The organism is Granulicella sp. L56 (genome assembly GCF_009765835.1).
Classification (GTDB): Bacteria; Acidobacteriota; Terriglobia; order Terriglobales; family Acidobacteriaceae; genus Edaphobacter.
Genome location: NZ_LMUS01000001.1, coordinates 877,971 through 901,046 on the forward strand (window position 1 = coordinate 877,971; position 23,076 = coordinate 901,046).

General features: G+C 58.9%; 22 protein-coding genes. 19 read left to right on the top strand and 3 right to left on the bottom strand.

Annotated features, from left to right (window positions below; all coding sequences use genetic code 11):
• Window positions 1–17 precede the first annotated feature (17 nt).
• The 13 genes from GSQ81_RS03565 (at window position 18) to GSQ81_RS03625 (ending at window position 13,917) form a co-directional block, all read left to right on the top strand.
• Entirely contained in the window at window positions 18–425 is a 408-nt protein-coding gene (locus GSQ81_RS03565) for an NADH-quinone oxidoreductase subunit A (RefSeq protein ID WP_158909899.1), read from the top strand.
• The gene (locus tag GSQ81_RS03570; RefSeq protein ID WP_158909323.1) at window positions 425–907 is read left to right on the top strand and encodes an NADH-quinone oxidoreductase subunit C; all 483 of its coding nucleotides are present in this window, start codon (window positions 425–427) and stop codon (window positions 905–907) included. Before GSQ81_RS03565 ends, GSQ81_RS03570 begins: the two co-directional genes overlap by 1 nt.
• Window positions 907–2,163, top strand: a complete 1,257-nt coding sequence (gene nuoD / locus GSQ81_RS03575; protein WP_158909324.1) for an NADH dehydrogenase (quinone) subunit D — start codon at window positions 907–909, stop codon at window positions 2,161–2,163. The genes GSQ81_RS03570 and nuoD overlap by 1 nt, the downstream gene beginning before the upstream one ends.
• A 42-nt stretch (window positions 2,164–2,205) precedes the next feature.
• Complete coding sequence (locus GSQ81_RS03580) at window positions 2,206–2,508, top strand: transcriptional regulator (protein WP_158909325.1); 303 nt, start codon at window positions 2,206–2,208, stop codon at window positions 2,506–2,508.
• Window positions 2,501–3,010, top strand: coding sequence for an NAD(P)H-dependent oxidoreductase subunit E (nuoE, locus tag GSQ81_RS03585; protein WP_158909326.1), 510 nt, complete (start codon window positions 2,501–2,503; stop codon window positions 3,008–3,010). The genes GSQ81_RS03580 and nuoE overlap by 8 nt, the downstream gene beginning before the upstream one ends.
• The gene (gene nuoF / locus GSQ81_RS03590; RefSeq protein WP_158909327.1) at window positions 3,010–4,329 is read left to right on the top strand and encodes an NADH-quinone oxidoreductase subunit NuoF; all 1,320 of its coding nucleotides are present in this window, start codon (window positions 3,010–3,012) and stop codon (window positions 4,327–4,329) included. Before nuoE ends, nuoF begins: the two co-directional genes overlap by 1 nt.
• A gap of 139 nt (window positions 4,330–4,468) precedes the next feature.
• Window positions 4,469–6,856, top strand: a complete 2,388-nt coding sequence (locus GSQ81_RS03595; RefSeq protein ID WP_158909328.1) for a molybdopterin-dependent oxidoreductase — start codon at window positions 4,469–4,471, stop codon at window positions 6,854–6,856.
• Window positions 6,857–6,873: 17 nt separating this feature from the next.
• On the top strand, window positions 6,874–7,947 hold the full coding sequence (gene nuoH, locus GSQ81_RS03600) for an NADH-quinone oxidoreductase subunit NuoH (protein ID WP_158909329.1): 1,074 nt from the start codon (window positions 6,874–6,876) through the stop codon (window positions 7,945–7,947).
• 90 nt (window positions 7,948–8,037) lie between these two features.
• A complete protein-coding gene (locus tag GSQ81_RS03605) occupies window positions 8,038–8,547 on the top strand; it encodes an NADH-quinone oxidoreductase subunit J (RefSeq protein ID WP_158909330.1) in 510 nt (169 codons plus the stop codon).
• Between the two features lie 4 nt (window positions 8,548–8,551).
• A complete protein-coding gene (gene nuoK, locus GSQ81_RS03610) occupies window positions 8,552–8,863 on the top strand; it encodes an NADH-quinone oxidoreductase subunit NuoK (RefSeq protein WP_158909331.1) in 312 nt (103 codons plus the stop codon).
• Window positions 8,860–10,824, top strand: a complete 1,965-nt coding sequence (gene nuoL, locus GSQ81_RS03615; protein ID WP_254059965.1) for an NADH-quinone oxidoreductase subunit L — start codon at window positions 8,860–8,862, stop codon at window positions 10,822–10,824. The genes nuoK and nuoL overlap by 4 nt, the downstream gene beginning before the upstream one ends.
• A gap of 19 nt (window positions 10,825–10,843) precedes the next feature.
• A complete protein-coding gene (locus tag GSQ81_RS03620; protein WP_158909332.1) occupies window positions 10,844–12,424 on the top strand; it encodes a NuoM family protein in 1,581 nt (526 codons plus the stop codon).
• Window positions 12,424–13,917, top strand: coding sequence for an NADH-quinone oxidoreductase subunit N (locus tag GSQ81_RS03625; RefSeq protein WP_158909333.1), 1,494 nt, complete (start codon window positions 12,424–12,426; stop codon window positions 13,915–13,917). The genes GSQ81_RS03620 and GSQ81_RS03625 overlap by 1 nt, the downstream gene beginning before the upstream one ends.
• A gap of 42 nt (window positions 13,918–13,959) precedes the next feature.
• Here GSQ81_RS03625 and GSQ81_RS03630 read toward each other — a convergent pair whose 3' ends face one another.
• Window positions 13,960–14,754 carry a TIGR00282 family metallophosphoesterase gene (locus GSQ81_RS03630; RefSeq protein WP_158909334.1) on the bottom strand — a complete coding sequence of 265 codons (795 nt, stop codon included), beginning with the start codon at window positions 14,752–14,754 and terminating at the stop codon, window positions 13,960–13,962.
• A gap of 90 nt (window positions 14,755–14,844) precedes the next feature.
• Here GSQ81_RS03630 and GSQ81_RS03635 point away from each other — a divergent pair, with 90 nt between their 5' ends.
• Window positions 14,845–15,219, top strand: a complete 375-nt coding sequence (locus GSQ81_RS03635; RefSeq protein WP_158909335.1) for an Rrf2 family transcriptional regulator — start codon at window positions 14,845–14,847, stop codon at window positions 15,217–15,219.
• A gap of 119 nt (window positions 15,220–15,338) precedes the next feature.
• Here GSQ81_RS03635 and GSQ81_RS03640 read toward each other — a convergent pair whose 3' ends face one another.
• Both GSQ81_RS03640 and GSQ81_RS03645 read right to left on the bottom strand, forming a co-directional pair.
• A complete protein-coding gene (locus GSQ81_RS03640; protein ID WP_158909336.1) occupies window positions 15,339–17,249 on the bottom strand; it encodes an amino acid--tRNA ligase-related protein in 1,911 nt (636 codons plus the stop codon).
• A 78-nt stretch (window positions 17,250–17,327) separates the two neighbouring features.
• Window positions 17,328–17,690 carry a lysozyme inhibitor LprI family protein gene (locus GSQ81_RS03645; protein WP_158909337.1) on the bottom strand — a complete coding sequence of 121 codons (363 nt, stop codon included), beginning with the start codon at window positions 17,688–17,690 and terminating at the stop codon, window positions 17,328–17,330.
• A gap of 85 nt (window positions 17,691–17,775) precedes the next feature.
• Here GSQ81_RS03645 and GSQ81_RS03650 point away from each other — a divergent pair, with 85 nt between their 5' ends.
• The 5 genes from GSQ81_RS03650 to GSQ81_RS03670 all read left to right on the top strand — a co-directional run bounded on the left by GSQ81_RS03650 (window position 17,776) and on the right by GSQ81_RS03670 (window position 23,041).
• Entirely contained in the window at window positions 17,776–18,033 is a 258-nt protein-coding gene (locus tag GSQ81_RS03650; protein WP_158909338.1) for an AtpZ/AtpI family protein, read from the top strand.
• 20 nt (window positions 18,034–18,053) lie between these two features.
• Window positions 18,054–18,464, top strand: coding sequence for a hypothetical protein (locus GSQ81_RS03655; protein WP_254059966.1), 411 nt, complete (start codon window positions 18,054–18,056; stop codon window positions 18,462–18,464).
• Between the two features lie 54 nt (window positions 18,465–18,518).
• A complete protein-coding gene (gene atpB, locus GSQ81_RS03660; protein ID WP_158909339.1) occupies window positions 18,519–19,250 on the top strand; it encodes a F0F1 ATP synthase subunit A in 732 nt (243 codons plus the stop codon).
• Between the two features lie 128 nt (window positions 19,251–19,378).
• Window positions 19,379–19,696: an ATP synthase F0 subunit C gene (locus tag GSQ81_RS03665; RefSeq protein ID WP_158909340.1), complete on the top strand. Its 318-nt coding sequence runs from the start codon at window positions 19,379–19,381 to the stop codon at window positions 19,694–19,696.
• Between the two features lie 99 nt (window positions 19,697–19,795).
• Complete coding sequence (locus GSQ81_RS03670) at window positions 19,796–23,041, top strand: glycoside hydrolase (RefSeq protein ID WP_158909341.1); 3,246 nt, start codon at window positions 19,796–19,798, stop codon at window positions 23,039–23,041.
• Window positions 23,042–23,076 lie beyond the last annotated feature (35 nt).

A 23,076-nucleotide genomic window follows, 5' to 3' on the forward strand; every position in this document is an offset into this window, starting at 1 on the left:
TAGAGTCGAAGATGGCCATGCAAAGTTACCCCTACATATGGAATTACCTTCCCCTGGCGCTGCAGATCCTGGTCGCGCTGGGTGTTGCCTGTGGCATGGTTGGGGTTTCATTCCTCATCGGCAAACATAAAAATTCACGTACCAAAGCCGGCGCTTACGAGTGCGGCATGGACCCCATAGGCGATGCACGCGGACGCTTCTCGGTCCGCTTCTACATGGTCGCGATGCTCTTCATCCTGTTCGATGTCGAAGCGGTCTTCATGCTTCCCTGGGCGGTCATCTTTCGCAAACTTCCGGCGATTACCGGCTCGCGCATGTTCGGCTTCTACGAGATGCTGGTTTATATCGGCTTTGTAGGTGTCGGCCTCTTCTACGTCTGGAAGAAGGGCGTTCTGGACTGGTCCAACGATAAGGGAGATCTCTAATGGACGCCGTACTGAATGGCACCGAGGCCGTATTTGCGGCCCATGCCGATAACGCGGCGGTCAAGGCACTGTCGGATCTTGCGACAGACGCTAAATTCGATCGCGAAGAACTTACGATTACGGTTGCGCGCGAGAACGTCATCGCTGCGTGCAAAGCCGTCAGGCAGGCGGGTTACACCTTCCTCGAAGATGTAACCGCCGTCGACTGGTATCCCTCGGAGCCGCGCTTCCAGATCACGTATCACATCCTGTCGATGTCGCTGAAGGCTCGTGTTCGCCTTGTTGTCGGCCTCAGTGAGAGTGATGCGGTGATCGACAGCATCGTTGGCGTATGGCCTTCGGCCAACTTCTATGAGCGCGAAGTCTTCGACCTCTTCGGCGTCCGCTTCAGCGGCCACCCCAACCTCCGCCGCATCATGATGCCCGAAGACTGGCAGGGGCATCCGCTGCGTAAGGACTATCCCGTGGAGGGATATCGCTAATGGCTCCCGTTGCTGCTCCCGACATGCTGAACCCCGGCGTTGAAGACGTTGTCGCCGATAGAAATCGCCACCAGGGCGTGCCCCCTCCGCAGGACCAGACCATGGTTATCAACATGGGGCCGCAGCATCCTTCGACGCATGGCGTGCTTCGTCTGGTGCTGGAGATCGATGGCGAGTCCGTCGTCTCGCTGGCGCCGGATATTGGCTACCTGCACACCGGCATCGAGAAGACCTGCGAGGCCAAGTTCTATCAACAGGTCGTGCCGCTGACCGACCGCATCGACTATCTCTGTCCCATGACCAACAACCTCGCCTACTGCCTCGCTGTAGAGAAGTTGCTTGGTCTCGAAATTCCTGAGCGCGCGCAGTATCTCCGCGTTCTGCTTAACGAACTCACCCGCATCCAATCGCATCTGGTCTGGCTTGGTACCCACGCCATGGACATTGGTGCGCTCACCGTCTTCCTTTACTGTTTCCGCGAGCGCGAGGACATTCTCCGCATCTTTGAGAGCGTGTCCGGCCAGCGCATGATGACCAGCTACTTCCGCATCGGCGGCCTCAGCCTGGAACCGCCGCTGGACTTCTACAAACAGGTTCAGGACTTCCTGAACATCATGCCCGGCAGGATCAAGCAGTACGAAGATCTGCTGACCGGCAATCCTATCTGGATGGGACGCCTCAAGGGCATCGGCCATCTCTCGGCAGCCGACGCGATCGCGTTGGGAGTGACCGGGCCTCCGCTGCGCGCCTCCGGCGTCGATTGGGACCTGCGCCGCGACATGCCATACAGCGGCTACGAGAAATTTCAGTTCAAGGTTCCGGTCTCGAACGACTGCGATGTGTGGGCACGTTATGTCGTCCGCATGGAAGAGATGTACGAGTCGGTGAAGATCTGCCAGCAGGCGCTCGATGGTCTGCCCGAAGGCCGCATCGTTGCTGACGCGCCGAAGATTATCCTGCCTGACCGCGAACAGATGAAGACGCAGATGGAGGCGTTGATCCATCATTTCAAGATCGTCACCGAAGGCTTTGGCGTTCCGGCTGGCGAGGTCTTTCAGGCTGTCGAATCGCCGCGCGGCGAGATGGGCTACTACGTCGTTTCGGACGGCACGGCCAAGCCTTATCGCGTCCACATGCGCAATCCTTCTTACGCTACATTGCAGGCCCTCGAGACGATGTGCAAAGGCAGATTGCTTGCCGACGTTGTGGCAGTTATCGGCTCCATCGACATTGTTCTTGGAGAGATTGACCGATAAGAAAGCGTTTCAGCAAGTTTGCTTTTTGTATTGAGGTAAGTTTTGACCAACGAACGTATCGACAGGGAACTCTGGACATCGTTCGCATCACTGATCAGAAGCTATGGAGCGGCACACGGGCTGAACAGCCGCCACCAGGCAGTCGTTGAAGTGGGGAGTGACCTCATCCTGCTTCGCGTCGGAACACGCTGGCTACGCTTCACGCCCAGCGAGATGATCGAAGACAACAACCGCACGGTGCCGTTCCGTCTGAACCATGATGGGACCGCCACGATCGGTGAAGTAACCGAAGAGATGGACCTTGCCGCCGAAAGGCTGGCGCGGGAGATGATGCAAAGTGAGTGAAGTCGCCAATACGATTTTTTCCCCGGAGCTGGCAGCGCGCTTCGACCACCTCGTCACCATTTATCCGATGCGGCGTTCGGCGCTCGTCCCTATGCTGCTTTACGCGCAGGACGAGATCGGCGCTATCTCGGACGCCGTCGTCACCGAGATAGCGCAGCGCATTGGGTTGCTGGAACTCGAAGTTCGCAACGTGCTCAGCTACTACTCGATGCTGCGCACCAAGCCCGCAGGCAAGTACAACTTGCAGGTCTGCACCAACATCAGCTGCATGTTGCGCGGCGGCTACGAGATTCTCGACCACTGCAGGGCCAAGCTCGGCATTGGACACAAAGAGGTCACACCCGATGGTGTCTTCTCGCTGGAAGAGGTCGAGTGCATCGGTGCCTGCTGCTGGGCTCCCGCCATGCAGGTCAACTACGACTTTCACGAGAACCTCACCACCATCAAGGTCGACGAGATCATCGAAACCTATCGCGCGGGCCTGGGAAAGGACGTCAAATAATGCCTACCCTCGTCTCTCATCCCGATGAAGTCAAGGTAATCTCCCGCCGTTTCGGCCAGGGCGCAGCCAATATCGACAAGTACCTTGAACTCGATGGCTACAAGGCCGTCCAGCAGGCGATTGACGAAGGCCCGGAGTGGATCATCAACACGATGAAGGCCTCGGGCCTCCGTGGACGCGGCGGCGCGGGCTTCCCTACCGGCCTGAAGTGGTCGTTTGTGCCCAAGCAGTCGGAGAAGCCTAAGTATGTTCTGGTCAATGGCGACGAGTCCGAGCCCGGCACCTGCAAAGACCATGTGATCTTCCGCGAAGATCCTCATGCCGTCATCGAAGGCACCATGATCGCCGGGTTGGCCATCGGCTCAAAGCTTGGATTCATCTATCTTCGCGGGGAGTACCGCTATCTGCTCAAGATCGTCGAGAAGGCAGTCGCTGACGCCTACGCTCGCGGCTTCCTGGGCAAGAACATCTTCGGCACCGGCGTCGACTTCGACATCATCACGCAGACAGGCGCGGGCGCATACGAGGTCGGCGAAGAGTCGGCCCTGATGGAGTCGCTCGAAGGCAAGCGCGGCGTTCCGCGCATCAAGCCTCCCTTCCCTGCTGTCGTCGGTCTCTATGGCGGACCAACGGTCATCAATAATGCCGAGACCATTGCCAATGCCCCGCACATTCTTCTGATGGGCGGCGAGGCGTTTGCGAAACTCGGCACCGAGCGCAATGGCGGCACGCGCCTCTTCGGGATCAGCGGGCATGTCGAGCGTCCCGGCGTCTATGAACTGCCTATGGGCTATAGCCTTCGCAAGGCGATCTATGAGGTCGCGGGCGGCATCAAGGACGGCAAGAAGTTGAAGGCCGTCGTTCCCGGAGGAGCTTCGTGCCCGGTTCTCACCGCAGACGAGATTGATGTGGGCCTCGACTTCGACCAGATGGCGAAGGCCGGGACCATGCTTGGATCGGGCGGAATCGTCGTCCTCGATGAGAGTGTCTCCATCGTGGAATTCGCGCTTCGCACCATCGCCTTCTATCAGCATGAATCCTGCGGATGGTGCATTCCCTGCCGCGAAGGCACGGACTGGATCAAGAAGACATTGACCCGCGTCTACAACGGCGGCGGCAACAAGAAAGACGTCGATAACGTGCAGTATCTCGCCGAAAACATGATGGGCCGCACCTTCTGCCCGCTTGGTGATGCTGCAGCGATGCCGACACTTGGATTCGTGAAGAAGTTCCGCAAGGAATTTGAAGACTATATCGAAGGCCACAAGGCCGGAACCCCCATCATCACCGTGCAGGAGTTGGTGGGAGCAGGACATTGAACAAGCGGTTACCGCAACTGATCTGGGTACTCGTCGTGCTGGTACTTTTGGTCGGAGTTCTGAGAATAGTAATGACTGGCTCACACCGGAGCGCAGATCAGAAGATTTTGATTGAGAAGTCAAAGCAGAGGAATTGAAGATGGCTGACGTAACTTTTACCGTAGACGGCAAGAAGCTCACCGCACCAGCAGGCACATTGCTCATCGATGCCTGCAAGTCTGCCGGCATCGAGATTCCCGCCTTCTGTTACTATCCCGGTCTCTCGCTTCAGGCTGCCTGCCGCATGTGCGTCGTACGCATCGAGAAGGTGCCCAAGCTGCAGACCGCCTGCACCACGCCCGTAGCCGAGGGCATGATCGTCGCCACCGAGACACCTGAGATCGCGCAGGCGCGCAAGGCCACTCTGCAACTGCTGCTCGGCAACCACCCGCTCGACTGCCCTGTCTGCGATGCCGGTGGCGAGTGCGAGCTGCAGGACATGACCTTCAAGTACGGCGCGGCTGACAGCTTTTACGCCGAGCCCAAGAACCACCGCGAGGAGCAGAAGTGGTCGCCGGTCGTTTACTTTGACCGCCCGCGCTGCATCCTCTGCTATCGCTGCGTGCGCATGTGCGGCGAGGGCATGGACGTCTTCGCGCTCGGCATCCAGAACCGTGGCAGCTCCTCAGTCATCGCTCCCAATCTTCCCGCTCATATGTCGCCCGATGATCTCGCCCATGTCGATTGCGAGCAGTGCGGCATGTGCATCGACGCCTGCCCCGTCGGCGCGCTGACCAGCGGAACCTATCGCTATAAGACGCGTCCGTGGGAGATGAACCACGTCGCCACCACCTGCACCCACTGCGGCGATGGCTGCAAGACGACGCTTGGCGTTCGCAGCACGTCCGACGGCTCGGAGATTGTGCGCGGCGATAACCGCGATAAGAGCGGCATCAACGGCGACTTCCTCTGCAACAAGGGCCGCTATGCCTTCGACTTCGCCAACAACGACGACCGCATCACCCAGCCGCTGGTTCGCCAGTCGAACGGAGAGTTCAAGCCGGTTAGCTGGGAAGAGGCATTCGACCACGTCGGCAAGCGCCTCCGCGAACTTCGCGATACGCGCGGCGGCAAGAGCATCGGCGTTATCGGCGGCAACCGCCTGACCAACGAGGAAGCTTACCTTCTCCAGAAGTTTGCCCGTACTGTTCTCGGCACAAACAACATCGATCATCACCGCACGGCCGATTATGTATCCTTCGCCCAGGCGCTTGTGGAACAGACGAATCGCACCGCTTCCCTGCGCGATACGCTCACCGCTCCCGCGATTCTGCTGGTAGGAGGCGATCCGACGAATCAGGCTCCGGGAACGGCGTGGAATATTCGCACCAACGTTCGCAATAACCGGGCGCGGCTCTACGTCGTCAACTCGGCTGAGATCAAGCTGCGCCGACAGGCTAAAGCTTTTGTGCGGCTCGCTCCGTTCGGCTATGGCGCACTGGCTGGCTATCTCGCAGGAGACAATGCGGCAGGATCGAGCGCCGTCTCCGATGTGAATGCTCTGAGTGCCTTCCGCGACACCGTCAAGGCAGAAGAGAACCTGCTGATCCTTATAGGTTCCGAGCTGCGCGGTACAGAGTTGAAGAAGCTCATCAATTTCGGCCTCAGCATTCCTGGCGCGAAGTTCGCCCTGCTCTCCGATTATGCGAACTCACGCGGCGCGGCAGACATGGGCCTGCTACCGGATATGCTTCCCGGCTACACTGCGGTGGCGGGCAACAGTACCTTCGCCGAGTACAACGCTCCCGCAGAGGCTGGCCTCGACATGGTCGAGATCTTCGACGCAGCTGGTCGCGGCGAACTCTCTGCACTCTATGTCGTCGGCTCCAACCCGGTGGCACGCTACAGCGTCGATCCTGCCGCGCTCAAGAACACCTTCGTCGTGGTGCAGGAGATGTTCCTCACCGAGACCGCCGCGCTCGCAGACGTCATCCTTCCCGCCGCGAACCTCTACGAGAAGTCCGGCTCTGTCACCAACAGCTATGGCGATCTGCAGCAGGTCAAGAAGGCCGGCGACCGCGCCGGCGTTCGCAGCGACTTCGAGATGATCGTTCGCATCGCCGACAAGATGGGCGCGGAGATGCGCAAGCTTGTTCCTTTCGGCAAAGGTCTTCGCGCCGACATGGGCCAGTCTCGCGGCGCGCAGTCGGGCGAGGCAGACCGTCACGCAGTATGGCTGACGGCCAACAACCTCGAGCCCAAGCTCAGCCCGTTTGATTCCTACGCTATTCTCGATGAGATTCAGCGTCTCGTTCCCGGCTACAACCTGCTGCGTCTCCAGCTTCTCTCGGGCAACGATCAGCATCTGCAGCCTGCTGCATCGGGGCTGGTTCAGATCGGAATCCAGACAGCCCGCCGCGATCTGGTCCTGCCCGCAAACGACACCCTCTTCACCTCCGGAACGCTTGGCCGCTACTCCGCCATGCTGAACGATGTGCAACAATTCCAGGCCAACCAGCCCCTCATTCAAATTCAAGCCGCCGACTAGGAGCGCAACCCGACACCGTGAGCCATCTCAGTCCGTTCCAGACATTTCTGCTGCTCAGCATCGTTAAGGTCCTCGTCGTCTTCGTCATCACACTGACGGCGGTGGCCTACACGGTGCTGCTGGAGCGCAAGGTTCTCGGCCACATGCAGAACCGCTGGGGTCCTTCCCGCGTTGGACCGTTTGGCCTTCTGCAGCCGCTCGCCGACGGCATCAAACTCTTCCTCAAGGAAGACCTGCTGCCCATGGCGGCGGAGCGTCCTCTGTTCATCGTCGCGCCCATCATCGCGCTGACCTGTGCGCTGGTCTCGATCGCCGTCGTCCCCTTCGGCGCGGCCCACCATATCTATGCCAACGGCATCGGCGTGGATATGTTCGACATCTCCAACATTAACATCGGGCTGCTTGTCATCCTCGGCATTACCTCTATCGGTGTCTATGGCATCGCGCTCTCGGGTTGGTCGTCGAACAATAAATTTTCGCTGCTTGGTTCTCTGCGCGCTACCTCGCAGGTCATCAGCTACGAGCTTGCCCTCGGCCTTTCGCTGGTCGGCGTGGTTCTTCGCGCCCAGTCACTGAACCTGCGCACCATCGTCGACAGTCAGTCCGCACACGGTCTGCTTTCGTGGAACTTCTTCGGCGGCTTCCAGTTCGTGGCCTTCTTCATCTACCTGATGGCGGCATACGCCGAGACCAACCGCTCTCCTTTCGACCTTCCTGAAGCAGAGTCGGAGCTGGTCGCCGGGTATCACACCGAGTACAGCTCCATGAAGTTCGCCATGTTCTTCATGGCCGAGTACGCCAACATGATTACCGTAAGCTGCGTGGCCACGCTCATGTTCTTCGGCGGCGCGTCCAGCCCGCTCGGTCATCTGCTTCCCGCGAACTTCGGCGGCCCAATCCTTACAGCGATCTTTCCTGTTCTCTGGTTCGTCGCCAAGGTCTTCGCGTTCCTTCTACTTTACATCTGGGTACGCGGCACGCTTCCTCGTTTCCGTTACGACCAGCTCATGAGTTTTGGCTGGAAATTTCTGCTTCCTCTGGCGATGGCGAACATTATCATCACCAGTCTCGTCCTTGCGCTGCACGGCTAGTCTCACCGTCGTGCAGCTTTACAATCGGCAGGTAGCCAAAAGCTTCTGCTCTGTTATCTAGTGATTCAGGAAAGACTTGAGCGGTTCATCATGCAACTGGCACTTTTCATAATCTTTGGCGCGCTGGCCGTAGCGGGAGCACTCAATCTCCTGCTGCAACGTCACCCCATCAACAGCGCTCTGTCGCTCGTCGTTGTGATGATGTCGCTCGCCGTCCTTTACTGGTCACTCGGGGCCGAGTTCCTCGCTGCCGCGCAGGTCATCGTCTACTCCGGCGCCGTCATGGTGCTCTTCGTCTTCGTCATCATGCTGCTCAACGCGGGCGAAGAAGAACGCACCAACGGCAGTCGGGCAGCCTATATCGTCGGCATCCCTGGCGCTGCCGCCATCTTCTGCCTGCTCAGCTTCGTCTTCCTGTCGGAGCAGAAGGCGCTCGGCGTGGCCAATCTTGGCGGTCATCTCGACAACGGCCTCAACAACATCGCCGAGATCAGCCAGGTGCTGTTCACGAAACAGCTTCTTCCCTTCGAAGTGACCTCGATCCTCATCCTCGTCGCCATTCTCGGCGCCGTCGTTCTAGCGCGCAAGGAGGAGCAATAAGCCTATGGCCGCACAAGTTCCCACCGCCTATTACCTTGTTCTCGCCGCCATCCTCTTTTCTATCGGCGTTGGCTCTTTTCTCATCAAGCGCAACATTATCACCATCTTTATTTCGATTGAGTTGATGCTCAACGCTGTCAACTTAACCTTTGTCGCCTTTGCGCACCAATGGCACCAGATCAGCGGCCAGATCTTCGTCTTCTTCGTGATGGTCGTCGCCGCCGCTGAAGCCGCCGTTGGCCTTGCCATCATCATCGCCATCTTCCGTACCCGCCAGACGCTGAACGTCGACCAGATCGACCTGATGAAACTATGAGCCCTCAGACTTCCATGATTCCCGCCTGCTATCTCTGGCTGATTCCGCTGCTTCCCTTCATTGGCTTCCTGATCAACGGAACCCTTGGCCGCAAGCTGCCGCGCGCCGCCGTTACCGCCGTTGCGCTGTTCTTCACTGCAATTCCCGCTGCCATCGTCGCGTGGCTGTGGTCGGTCATGACGTCTGCCAATGCTCCGGAGGCGATTCATGCCGTAAGCCGTCCGTGGATCGCGATCTCGGGCTTTCAGGTCAACTTCGACTTCACCGTCGACCACCTTACGCTGATCATGCTCGGCGTCATCACTGGTGTCGGCTTCCTGATCCATCTTTACTCCGCCGGATACATGGCGCACGAAGAGGGTTACTGGCGCTTCTTCGCCTACCTCAACCTTTTCATGTTCTTCATGTCGGTGCTGGTGCTCTCGAGCAGCTTCCTTCTGCTCTTCGTCGGCTGGGAAGGTGTCGGTCTCGCTTCTTACCTGCTCATCGGCTTCTACTTCAAGAAAGACTCGGCAGCTAACGCCGGTAAAAAAGCGTTCATCGTCAACCGCATCGGCGACTTCGGCTTTCTTCTGGCGATGTTCCTGATCGTCGCCCACTTCGGCAACCTCAACTTCACGGATGTCTTCGCTTCCATCTCCCAGCATCCCGAGTGGCACGGTGGCTTCCTCACCGCCATCGCGCTTCTGCTTGTAGTCGGAGCCACCGGAAAGTCAGCGCAGATTCCTCTCTACATCTGGTTGCCTGACGCGATGGAAGGCCCAACGCCAGTCTCCGCACTCATTCACGCTGCAACGATGGTCACGGCCGGCATTTACATGGTCGCCCGCTGCCACACGTTGTTTGATCGTTCTCCCTATGCGCTCACTGTAGTCGCTATCATCGGTGCAGCGACGGCGATCGTAGCCGCCTCGATCGGCATGGTGCAGCACGACATCAAGCGCGTGCTCGCCTACTCCACTGTCTCGCAGCTCGGCTATATGTTCCTCGCCTGCGGAGTCGGAGCTTATGCTGCTGGCATCTTTCATCTGCTCACGCATGCCTTCTTCAAGGCGCTGCTCTTCCTCGCTGCCGGTTCGGTGATTCACGCTCTCTCAGGCGAGCAGGACATGCGCAATATGGGCGGCCTGCGTAAGCGCATCCCCGTCACCTTTTGGACGATGACCTCGGGCGTCTTCGCCATCGCCGGAATCTGGCCCTTCGCAGGGTTCTTTTCGAAGGATGAGATTCTGTACCAAACCTTCATCTCTGACAACCCCATCGGCAAGCTGTTGTGGCTCGTCGGTCTCGTCACTGCAGGCATGACATCGTTCTACATGTTCCGTCTCTGGTTCAAGACCTTCTTCGGCGAAGAGCGATTTAAAGAGGCACCGCACGACGCGCATGGCCACGATAGTCACGCCTCCCACGGGGTTCACGAATCGCCCTGGGTCATGCTGCTTCCGCTGGTCGTTCTGGGCATTCTCTCGCTGGTGGGCGGATGGGGTCACGTCGCGTTCGGCAACTTCCTCGATCCCGTCTTCGGAGTTCCGGTTGAAGCCGCCACGGCGGCGAGCCACGGCCTCGAACTTACCCTGGTCGCTATCTCATTGCTGGTCGTAGCCACCGGGTTCTTCTTCGCGTGGTTCTTTTATTATAAGAAGCCCGGCACCGCCGGAGCGCTTGCCCTCAAGGTCAAGCCGCTCTATTCGCTGGTTGAGAACAAGTATTGGGTCGACGAGTTCTATGGCTTCATCGTCACTGGCCTGCTTATGTTTACACGCATGATTCTGGCTGGCCTTGTCGATACTGGTCTGGTTAACGGTTCGGGAGCGCTCGCAGGAGCTACCACCCGAGGCCTCAGCACAGTTACCCGCCGGGTTCAGTCCGGCAACATTCGCTCCTATGCCGGATGGCTCGCGCTAGGCGCCGCCGCCGTCCTCGCCGTCATGATCTTCGGACGCTCGCTCTGGGTGCACTAAAGGAAACGATTAAAACCCGATGAACATAGACCACTCCATCCTGACCATCCTCATCCTCGTCCCGCTCGCCGGCGCGATCCTGCTGGCGCTGCTGCCGGACAAGGGCAAGCTGATGCAGTGGGGCGCCCTCGCCATCACGCTCATCACTTTCCTGCTTACGCTGCATCTTCCCTTCCACTACGACTACGGCGCAGCATCGGGGACCTTTCAGTTCGCGACCAATGTTCCTTGGATCACGTCTCCTGCCATCCGCTACCACCTCGGCGTCGATGGCCTTTCGATGTGGCTGGTGGTGCTCACCGGCATTCTCGCCCCGCTTGGTGTCCTCGTCTCGTGGCGCGCCATCGACACTCGCAAGAAGACCTTCTACGTCCTCTTCCTGCTGCAGCAGGTCGCTATGATCGGCGTCTTTGTCTCGCTCGACCTCTTCCTCTACTACGGCTTCTGGGAGCTCTCGCTCATCCCGATGACGCTCTTGATCGCCACCTTCGGCCGCACTGAAAACCGCCGCCGCGCCGCGATCAAGTTCTTCCTCTACGCCTTCATTCCCTCGGCGATTCTGCTTGTAGGCATCCTGTGGCTCTATGCCCGCACCGGCACATTCGATCTGCCGCGGCTGACGCAGCTTGCCGCCGCGCACAGCATCTCCGGCAACTCCAGCGCACTCTGGCTCTGCTCGCTGGCCTTCCTGGTCGCGTTCGCGGTCAAGGTCCCGGTCTTCCCATTGCACGGCTGGCTCTCCGACGCCGTCTCTGAAGCCCCGACCGCCGCAGTCATGGTGCTCGCCGGTAAGCTCGGCCTCTACTCCATCCTGCGGTTCTCCTTCAGCATCTTCCCCGAGCAGTCGCACCGCATCGCTCCCCTGATGCTTGCCTTAGGAGCCATCGGCATCGTCTATGGGGCGCTGCTTGCGCTGGTCCAGAAGGACCTCAAGCGCCTCGCTGCCTACGCTACGCTCAGCGCTGTCGCTTTCATCGTCCTCGGCATCTTCAGCTTCACCATCTCCGGCCTCGACGGCGGCATCTTCCACATTCTCAGTGAGAGCCTCTCCGGCGCAGCCTTCTTCATGCTGCTGGGCATCCTCTACGAGCGCTACGGAACCTACGACATGCGCGAGTACGGCGGCCTCGCCGGTAAGCTCCCCTGGATGGTGACGATGTTCGTCATCACCACGCTCTCGCTGGTTGGCCTGCCAATGCTCAACGGCTTCGTCGGCGAGTTTCTCATTCTCTCCGGCTCCATGCAATCCGTCTTCGCGCACCACATGGTGTGGACGGTCCTCGCCACGACCGGCGTCATCCTTAGCGCGTCCTATATGCTCTGGATGATCCAGCGCGTGTTCTACGGCGACCTCGGCATCAAGTCTGAGAACGTAAAGGGCTGGGACCTCGATGCCCGCGAGCATCTCGCGATGTGGCCTCTGGTCATTCTCTTCCTCATCATGGGCGTCTCATCTCCCATCTGGCTCCGCGCCATCGATGCAGCCGGAACCCGTATTGCCGCTACACAATCTTCTCAAGCCAGCACCGAAACCCAGACACTGCAAGCTCAGCCCCACGTACAAATCACGAGGGCCTCGGCCAGCACGGAGGCCAAATAATGTCCCCGAATATCGTTGCTCTTCTGCCTGAGTACATCCTCACCATCGTCGGCGTGCTGATCATGCTCGCCGAGCCCTTGCTTCCCCCAGGCGTAAGCCGCAAGCCGCTGGGCTGGCTCGCCATCCTGGGTACGCTGGGCGCCGGCTTTGCTGGTTGGTATCAGCTCCACCTCGGTACCATCACAGCCTTCTCCAACAGCATCCAGATCGACGCCTTCTCCGTCTTCTTCCATCTGCTTATCTCGGCTATCGTTCTGGTCACGCTGCTGATCTCGCTCGACTACTTTGAAGGCAACGCCAGCCACTCCGGCGAGTACTTCGCGCTCATCGTGTTCAGCGCCGTTGGCATGATGCTGATGACCTGCGCGACAGAGCTGCTTGTCGTCTTCGTCGGCCTCGAGATCTCGTCGATCGCGACCTACATCATGTGCGGCTTCCGTAAAGGCAGTGCGGCAGGCGCGGAGTCGTCGATCAAGTACTTCCTGCTCGGCTCCTTTGCCACGGCCTTCTTCCTCTACGGCATCGCGCTGGCCTTCGGCGCCACGGGTTCCACCTCAATCGCTGCAATCGCTCAGGGTCTCGGCACCACGACCACGCCGCGCATGGCCTTCCTTGCCCTTGCCATGATCCTTATCGGTCTTGGCTTCAAGGTCTCCGCCGCGCCCTTCCATGTATGGACGCCTGACGTCTACCAGGGAGCGCCCTCCCCGATCGTCGGCTTTATGTCCACCGCGCCCAAGGCAGCCGCGTTCGCTGTTCTGCTGCGCATTACCTTCTCCGCCTTCGGCTCCATGGAGCATCGTTGGGCCGTCCTGTTGTGGATTCTCGCTGCTCTGTCGATGACCGTCGGCAACCTCGGCGCATTGCTTCAGCGCGACGTCAAGCGCATGCTGGCCTACTCCAGCATCGCCCACGCCGGGTACATCCTCGTCGCCTTCACTGCGCTTCGAGCGGACGGCATCGCCGCAGCCTGCTTCTACACCGCCAGCTACGCCGCCATGCAGATTGGCGCCTTTGCCGTCATCACCCAGGTCACCGGCTACAACGAGCAGATTCGCACCACCGACGACTACACTGGCCTTGGCCTGCGCCGTCCGATCCTGGCTGCGTTCCTTGCCCTGTTCCTGATCTCGCTGATCGGAATTCCCTTTACCGGCGGCTTCTTCGGCAAGTTCTACGTCTTCTCCGCCGCCATCCACGCCAACCACGTATGGCTCGCCGTCATCGGCCTGCTCAACAGCGGCGTCGCCTGCTTCTATTATCTCCGCCTGCTGGTCGCGCTCTACTCCCGTCCTGTCACCGAGACCGCACAACCCACCGAGGGCCGCAGCCTCAGCATTCCGGCTGGTGTGGGATTGACCCTTGCCGCCGCGGCTACCCTGGTGCTCGGAATCCTTCCGGGGCACTTCCTCAATCTCGCCCAGCGCGCCAGCGCCAGCACACAGTCGGCACCGGTTCCCGCAGCAGCACGGGTTGTAATTTCACAGCAGTAGACTTTCCTTTTCTGCCCAATCGCCTCTTCAGCGCATCACGCTCTATTCACCGAGCATGATGCGCTGAATGCATTGTGCCCTTCCCGTAGCTCCGTCGCACGCAATCAGCGCGGCGCACATCTTCGGATTCCCCTTAGCCGCCTCGAACTTGCCAGGCATTCCGGTAAGGAAGCGGCTAAGGACAAGCTCTTTTTCGACTCCGATGACGGAGTCGTAGGGGCCGGACATGCCTACGTCTGTTTGATAGGCTGTGCCACCGGGGAGGACACGCTCGTCGGCGGTGGGGATGTGGGTATGCGTTCCAAGGACAGCCGTGACGCGGCCATCAAGATACCAGCCCATCGCTACCTTCTCGCTGGTGGTCTCGGCGTGCAGGTCGAGGAGGATCACCTTGGCGGTGAGCTTCGAGATAATTTCGTCGGCCTTGCGGAAGGGGTCGTCGCAGGAGGACATGAAGACCCTGCCCTGCAGATTCAGGACGGCGTAGCTCTGCCCATTGCCTAGCTCGCCCTGGTAGACACCGAAGCCGGGCGTTCCCGCAGCGTAGTTAGCGGGGCGAATGATGCGGCGGTTGCGCGAGTGCGAGTCCGCCGGAACGGCCATGTACTCGAAGATCTCTTTTTTGTCCCAGATATGGTTTCCGGTAGTGATGACGTGAGCGCCGAGGTCGAACAGCTCTTCGGCGATGGAAGGAGTGATGCCGAAGCCGCCAGCTGCGTTTTCGCCGTTGATGACCAGCAGATCGACGGCATTGGTTTCGAGGACGTGGGGCAGGTGTTCGCGGACGATATGGCGGCCGGCCGAGCCGAAGACGTCGCCGACAAAAAGGATATTCACTCAAAAAGTTTACACGGCGCGGGGTTACGGGGGATCGTTTGCGGAAGATGTGCAATATTGCGGCAGGCAGGTTGTGGTAGCTTTTTTGTTATGGCACAGAATGCGCGTTTTGCTTTGAGTCTGCGGGTTTTGGCGGTGCTGGCGACAGAGCCGGATGCGATGCACACCTCGGCGGCGATTGCAGAAGCTCTCAAGGAGAGCGCCGTCATGGTGCGCAGGACATTTCTGCTGCTGCACAAGGCCGGGCTGATCGTGCAGCGCAAGGGGCCGAACGGCGGCGCGAAGCTGAAGGTTCCGGCTAAGCAGATCGGCCTTGGCGATGTGTTTGACGCTGCCGCCGGAGAGTGGCTGGCGGTCGAAGACAAAGCGCTGGACGGCCTGATGAAGAAGGTTCGGGGCGACGCGGTGGCAGCGATGAATGAGCACTCGCTGTCCGGCGTTGTAAAGCGGTTGAAGAAGGCGTAAAGCGATAGGCCGGGCCTTTAACCCTCGTTTTTCGGCTCTGATAGAACCATGGGGCTTCACCCCATGCTGGTATAAGACGCGCCGTTGGCGCTGCTAACGCATTCACTTTTGAATCCTGATTATCGGCAGGTATCGCTCTCGTCCGGAAGGACATAGCGCTGTTCGGCGGATTCTCCGTGGGGCTGGTCGACGGCTGGCTGCTGCTTTTTGACCTGCGGGCGAAGCAGCGGAAACAGGATGACATCGCGAATGGATTTTGAGCCGGTGAGGATCATGGTGAGGCGGTCGATGCCGATGCCTTCGCCTCCGGTGGGGGGCAGGCCGTAGCCTAGAGCGCGGACGTAGTCCTCGTCCATCTCGTGGGCTTCGTCGTCGCCGCGTTCTTTTTCGAGAAGCTGTTGCTCGAAGCGACGGCGCTGGTCGTCGGGGTCGTTCAATTCGCTGAAGGCGTTGCCGACTTCGAAGCCGCCGATGTAGAACTCGAAGCGCTCGACCCAGTCGGGCTCGTCGGGCTTCTGCTTGGAGAGGGGCGAGACGGCTAGCGGGAAGTCGTAGATGATGGTGGGCTGAATGAGGTGGGTTTCGGCTACTGCTTCGAACACACTCGCAATAGCCTTACCAACAGGTTCGGGTTTGGATGTTACAGGACCACTTATCTCTGGTAAGCCCATCGCTCGAAAGAACGTGTTAGACGTTTCAGTTCGATCCGACGACAGCAACGTTCTGTGGCCGTTGAATATAACCAACAAACTTCTTCTGTATCGATGGCGTTCAACGTCGACACCGGTCACCTCTGCCGTAGGAATGCTGATCTGCGGGTACTCCGATTTCAGGTGCAGGACTGCACCTTCGAGGAACTTCGCGAATCGATCCTCTGACATGAAATCTTCGTAACGAGGTGGATTTCCAAAGCCTTCTGGCCAGAACTTGATGATGGCTTCGCGCATGGAGAGTTTTGTCCACTTGCTGAGGTCGATCTCTACGCCATTGAAGTTGGTGAGGGTGTGGCCGTTTACCTCTTGCGCTACGAAGACGATGAGTTCTTCGGTCAGGCGCATGAGGTCGTGGTAGTTGGCGTAGGCCTGGTAGAACTCCAGCATAGTGAACTCGGGGTTGTGCTGGGTGCTGATGCCCTCGTTGCGGAAGTTGCGGTTGATCTCGTAGACGCGGTCGAGGCCGCCGACGACGAGCCGCTTCAGATACAGCTCTGGTGCGATGCGCAGGGAGAGGTCAAGGTCGAGCGCGTTGTGATGGGTGCGGAAGGGCTTGGCTGCAGCTCCTCCGGCGATGGTGTGCATCATCGGGGTTTCGACTTCGAGGTAGCCGCGCTCGTCGAAGAAGGTGCGCAGGGCGCGGAGGATGGCGGCGCGCTTGACGAAGACCTCGCGGACGTTGCGGGTCTCGGGTTCGGTGGTGTCTACCGAAGATTTTGCCGCTTCACCCAGGTCTGCAACGGCCAGACCTGGGGCACCCAGTTTCGTACCCGGTTCTGTGGCGGCTTGCTTGGGGCTGTGGCCCGTGTTCATGAAGAGGTCGACGTAGCGCTGGCGGTAGCGTAGCTCGGTGTCTTCGAGGCCGTGGTACTTGTCGGGCAGGGCGAGCATGGCCTTGGCGAGGAAGGTGAGCTGGGTGACGTGGACTGTCAGCTCGTTGGTGCGGGTGCGGAAGAGGCGGCCCTGGACGCCGACGTGGTCGCCGAGGTCGAGCAGCTTGTAGAGGGCGAAGGCAGCTTCACCAACGTCGTCCTTCCGGACGTAGATCTGGAGGCGCTGGCCGTTCTGCTGGAGCTGGGCAAAGCCCGCCTTGCCCTGGACGCGGATGGCCATGATGCGGCCTGCGATGCTGACCGTGATCGGTGTGGTTGCTTCGAGCTGCTCGGCGGTCTGCTCGTCGTAGGCGGCGCGCAACTCGGGAATGGTATGGGTGGCGGCATAGGAGTTTGGGTAGGTGGCGTGGCCGAGAGCGGCGATCTGCGCGAGCTTATCGCGACGGAGGGCGTAGAGGTTTTTTTCGAACTCGGACTCGAACACGGGGTTTCCTTTGCAGCTTGATGTCGTTGAAGTTTAAGTATAGCGGCGATGAGCAGCAACGAAGCCCTGTGGCGCGTATCAAAAAGGGCCGAAGGTTGCGACGCGTTTAATGATGGCCTCGAAGACGGCGGTGCGCTTTTTGTATGCGGCGCGTATGCAGGTTTTGTTTGTGCCGCAGGCTTCACGCTGGCGTACCCAGATAGGCTGCTGCTCCTGCAGGTCGCCGCGGGTGCCCATGGCGACGAAGTGAAGTGAGATGTTGTAAAGCGTGTCCATGCGTGCGTCGGCCTGGATGAGCGTGGGGTCGGAGCAGATGGTCTTTTCGTTTGGGGTAGCAGCTTTGGCACAATTGATGGGCAGGGCAAATCCCTGTGGAACGAACAAAAACAGGAAAGCAACAGGCACTAAAGGTTGCAACAAGGAGGTCGAGCGGAGCATCATCGTGGCTTCTCCTTTGTGGTGACAGAGTAACGCGGAGAGGTCGAGGCTGTCTTTGGCTGCGTTTGCGTGATGTAATAGGTGGGCGATGGCGGATGACGGAGCACAAAACGGCAAAGGCGGCGGCGCCAAGGGCCCCCTCGGCGACCTGGTAAAGGCCGAATCGATGATTCAGCTGGCGATTGCGCTGCCGGCTGGGTGCCTGATCGGCTGGCTGATTGGCGCGTGGCTGGATAAGCACTTTCACCAGGACTGGATCTCGATTGCCGGGATTGTGTTGGGCGCGGTGGCAGGGTTTGTGCAGATTTTTACGACCGCTTCGCGCTTTTTGAAGAACAGCAAATAGAGACGGATGAGGACGATTGTGTGACGGGAATCAATAGCTATACCGACGCTGATTTCAAGCGGACGATATGGAGCGCGCTACGACTGCTGACGATCATTACCGTGGTGGCGGCGCCGCTGGTCTGGTGGAAGGGGGGCTGGCCGAGCGCGGCGCTGCTGGTCGTGGGAGCAGCAATCTCGGGGTCGGGGCTGTTTGAGTGGCTGCGGCTGATGTCGGCCGTGATGGTACGGATGGACGGCGGCCAGACGGCGCGGCCGATGGCGATGGTTTTGGTGGGATTCTTCCTGCGGCTGGGGGTCGCAGTGGTGGTGCTTTATGTTAGCCTAAAGTATCTGAATGGTTCGGTCTATGCGCTCGCCGCAGGCCTTGCGCTGGGGGTATTTTCACTCGCGGTGGAGGGGCTGAGGCTTATGAAGGCGTGGACAGTCTAGACCAGCGGTTCGGGCTCGGATCTGTAAAACACAAGATTTTCCTTATTTTTCTATATGCCAACACAATTACTGATTACCAGAACTCTCAACGCGCACTTTGCCGGCCCGGTCGATTCGCTGCTTCATGCATTGCATATCCAGCCGCAGTATCCCGCCAAGCCGATTACGAACGAGTTTGCGATGGAGCTGCTGGTCTTCGCGGTGCTGCTGGCCTACTTCATCGTAGTGCGGCTGACGCTCAACGTCGAGAAGCCCGCGTCGCTGCAACACCTTGCCGAGATGACGCATGAGTTCGTGTCGGAGCAGGGCGACCAGATCATTGGACACGGATCGGAGCGGTTTACCGGCTACCTGACGGTGCTGCTGCTGTTCATCCTGCTATGCAACCTGCTGGGCCTGATTCCGGGGTTGGAGTCGCCTACGGCGAACGTCGTGGTGCCGCTGGGATTTGCGCTGGTCACGTTTGTCTACTACCACTACCACGGTGTGCGGGCGCATGGCTTTTCGTACGTCAAGCAGTTTCTGGGGCCAGTGTGGTGGCTGTATCCGCTGCTGCTGCCGATTGAGATCATCTCGCACTTTGCGCGCATTCTTTCCCTGACTGTCCGTCTGTACGCCAATATGTTTGCCGGTGACTTGCTCACTATCGCGTTCTTTTCGCTGGTGCCTATCGGCGTTCCGCTGGTGTTTCTGGGCCTGCACCTTGGCGTGGCCGTGGTTCAGGCTTACGTGTTCTTCCTGCTTGCGGCGATCTATCTTTCGCTGGCGGTTGCACAGGACCATTAGTTTTGAGTTTGCCGCGAAGGGCCTCCCTCTTCGCGGCAGGTAACAACGCCGCATAGCGTGAGGGTGCCAGCACGGTGAGCATCAACCACCCACTGGCGGCGCATCTGACGGGAGACAGGAGTAATACCATGCAGAAGTTGCAATATCTGTTTATGTCATTGGCCGCGTTGCTGCTTGCAACACCGGCTTTTGCTGCTGATGCGGCGGTTAATGGCGGTTCGCCTGCTGGACAGTGGGTTCCGCTGGCTGCCGGTCTGGGCATGGCCCTTGCCGCTGGTCTTTGCGGTCTCGGTCAGGGTAAGGCGACGGCCTCGGCAACCGAGGCTCTGGCGCGCAACCCGGGTGCTCGCCCTGGAATCTTTATCTTCCTAATTCTTGGCCTGGCGTTCATCGAGTCGCTCGCGTTGTTCACCTTCGTCATCATCTTCCTCAAGGTCCACGCTTAAGTTTTTTGGGCCTGTTCGGTTATAAGGCAAAGCCTCCGCACTCGCGGAGGCTTTGCTGTTTTAGTAGCCAGCGATGCGTTAGAATTGGCCGGACCACTTATGCTCGAAAATAAACTCTCACGACGCCAATTTCTCCAGACCACGGCCTCCACTGCTGCCGCTGCCAGCCTTCTCTCCGCGCTTCCGGCATTCGCGGAACCGGGAAAATCGGCAACCGAAGCTTATCCCGAAAACGGCGTGCTCATTCCCGATGAGGGCTGGCATCTTTGGATTGATGAACAGGCCGAGTGGAAGAATGACGCCATCTTTTTGCCTGAGGATGTTCGGCTGGACAAGTTGCCCGTCAATGCACCTACCGGCGGCTGGGAGGTGTTGGCTCCGACAACAGGGAAAGAGGTCGTGCTGCCTACGAGCGTGGAGCAGCACTTCTGGGGAAAGTTCAGGGATCGCTCGTACACACCGGATGAGTATCGCTACGCCGCGGATGATCCTATCCCGCAGAATGGAGCTTACTTTGGGGTGTCGTGGTGGTACCGCGAGATCGACATTCCGGCTTCGATGCGGGGGAAGCGGATCTTTCTGCACATTCGCGGAGCGCATCTTCGCGCCGAGGTCTATCTCAACAAGAAGCTGGTTGGCTACTCGATCATGGAGGAGCTTCCCTTTGAGTGCGATCTTACGAACGCAGCAGACCCCGGCGGACTAAATATCATCGCCATCCGCATCACCAATCCTTTTGGGCGTTTCGATTGGGTCGATGGGCTGAACGCTCAGTGGGGAGCGGTGAAGCTGTATCGCTCACATGGGTTTGGGGCGCTCGATCGCGGCATGACGATCTCGGCTCATGATGGCGCAGTACGCATTACTGATCTTTGGGTTCTGAATACTCCACAAGAGAAGACTGTGCGGGTTCTCTTTGATTTCCGTCCGAATGTACCTGAACTACGTTGTAGTGGTGATTGTCCCGGCGGTGCACCTGTCGCACCGAAATATGAAGTAATAAATCCGAGAAACGGTGAAGTCATGGACATCTCCGTTAAGCATGATGGATTGGTCGGGCGGCAGTCGTCGGTATTGATTACATGCGCCTCCGCAAAGCAATGGGAACTGGAAACCCCAGTGCTTTATCACCTTCGACTAACCATAAAAGGCTTCGACGGTCATACCGATACCCGCACGATCGCCTTCGGGTTCCGCTGGTTTGCGCCCTCCGGCCTTGGCACGCACGCCATCTTTCGGCTCAATGGACGGCGCATCAAGATCTATACCTCGATCTCGTGGGGATATTGGGGACTGAATGGGATGTTCCCTGTTCCTGAACTGGCTGAAAAAGAGGTGAAACAGGCCAAGAAGCTCAATCTGAACTGCCTGAACTTTCATCGCAACCTCGCCAAGGAAGAGGTGCTGCGCGTCCACGACCAGCTTGGCCTGCTGCGCTACATGGAGCCGGGAGCGGGCAAGATGGCCATTGGCAAACTGCCGTCGAATGTACAGGCCAATGCGGCTAGCATCGTGATGGAGAAGCCTGTCAGTGTGGCAGATAAATTCGCGCAGCGCTATATGTTCGTCAAATGCGTGGAGATGGTGAAGGCCTATCGTTCGCATCCCAGCGTGATTGAATATTGCCTGCAGAATGAGATTGGAGCCGATCTCAAAAATCCCGACACCATCGCCGTGCTGGAGGCCATGCGCGCCGAAGACCCCAGCCGCTGCATCGTGCTCAACGACGGCTTTGTGGCTCCTCCCAGACGCGCCGCGCAGGCCTGGTTTGAGCCGTATAACCCGAAGCTTCATCGTTCCGATGAGGAGCCGTGGGGAGGCTGGTGGAATCAGCACCAGGGAGCGGGAGACCAATGGTACGACGAGTTCTACAAGTCGCCTACCGAGTTCACGTACCGCTCGCCGGTCCATGCGCAGCTATCGGAGTTTGGCGAGATGGAAGGCTGCGCTACGCCGGACAATCACTCGCTGATGATCCATCAGATTACGGACACCTATAAGAAGTACGGCGGCGACAGCTACGACCTGAAAGATCATGAGGAGATCGTCGCGGCCTATGACAAATTTATCGACAGATGGAACTTCCGCGAGGCCTTTCCGGTTACCGAGCATCTTTGGCTCTCAATTGGCTCCAAGTGCTACGACACCTGGCAGAACTACCTTGAAAACGCCCGCATCTCCGATGACCTCGACTTCGCCGCGATCTCGGGCTGGGAGTCCACGGCGATTGAGAACCACTCGGGCATTGTGGACAACCTGCGTAACTTCAAGTCGGACCCCACGCCTATCTCAGGAACGCTGCTGCCGGTGCGCCCGGTGGCCAAGCAGCGGGCCATCTGCACACCGCTTGGTGAACGTGCTGTCTTTGATCTTTACCTGCTGAACGACACACCCAAGGCGGTCACTGGGATGCTTACCTTCACGATGATTACGCCCAGCGGCAGACGCACTGTGCTCACTTCCCTTCCCGCACCGCAGCATGTTCCTGATCAGTTCAGCTATCTGCTTCAGGAGGCCTTTGAAACGCCTGCGCTGAACGAGGAAGGACGCTACCAGTTCAGGTTTGCGTTGTCGTCTGAGCCGCTCTCTACCCAGAGCAAAGATATCTGGGTTGCCGATACGAAACATCGGCAGAAGAAACCGCTTTCGATCGCTGTCTCTGGCATCCCCCTTTCTTTGCGCGAACAACTGGCTGCTCTGCCCGATGTTACCGTTCACGATTTCACGGCTTGGCGCAGATACGATGCCATCGTCTCCAGCGGCATGACGGCCCATACGTCTTCTGAACAAAACGCAGGCGACACGACAGGGCTGGAGGCACAGCCCGGTGCAAAGAAAGCTATCCCCGGACGCAAGCTTGAGCCGGGCGAGGCAGTGGCCACGACTGAGCTTGGGACTCTTGCCGACGGAATTATCGAGGCCGTCCGCAAGGGGACACCTTTGTTCGCTATTCCTCAGGCCGATTCTCTTTCAGACGGCGTTGCGAAAGAACTGTCCGCTGCGGAAGCTTTTACCTATAACGGCACCGTAGGCGACTTCCGCGCTCCATGGATGGGCAACTGGTATTTTGTGCGGAAGCATCCGCTATACGAGGGGCTGCCGGTCGATCAGGTGATGGGCATCCACTACCAGGCAAAGGGCCGCCAGTCCAATGGATTACTCGTCGATGGAAAAGAGGTGGAGATCATTGCAGCCTACAGCCGCGATCACGACCGCAACATCGGGGCAGGCACCTTTACTACTCGATTGGGCTCGACGAAGGTTCTTTATCACCGTGTTCCGGAGCTTCAGCCTGTGATGCAACAACGCCTTCTCGCAAATGCATTGGCGTGGCTGACAACGTAGTGCTGGACCTTCGTTCTTGAATCCACAGGTTTCAG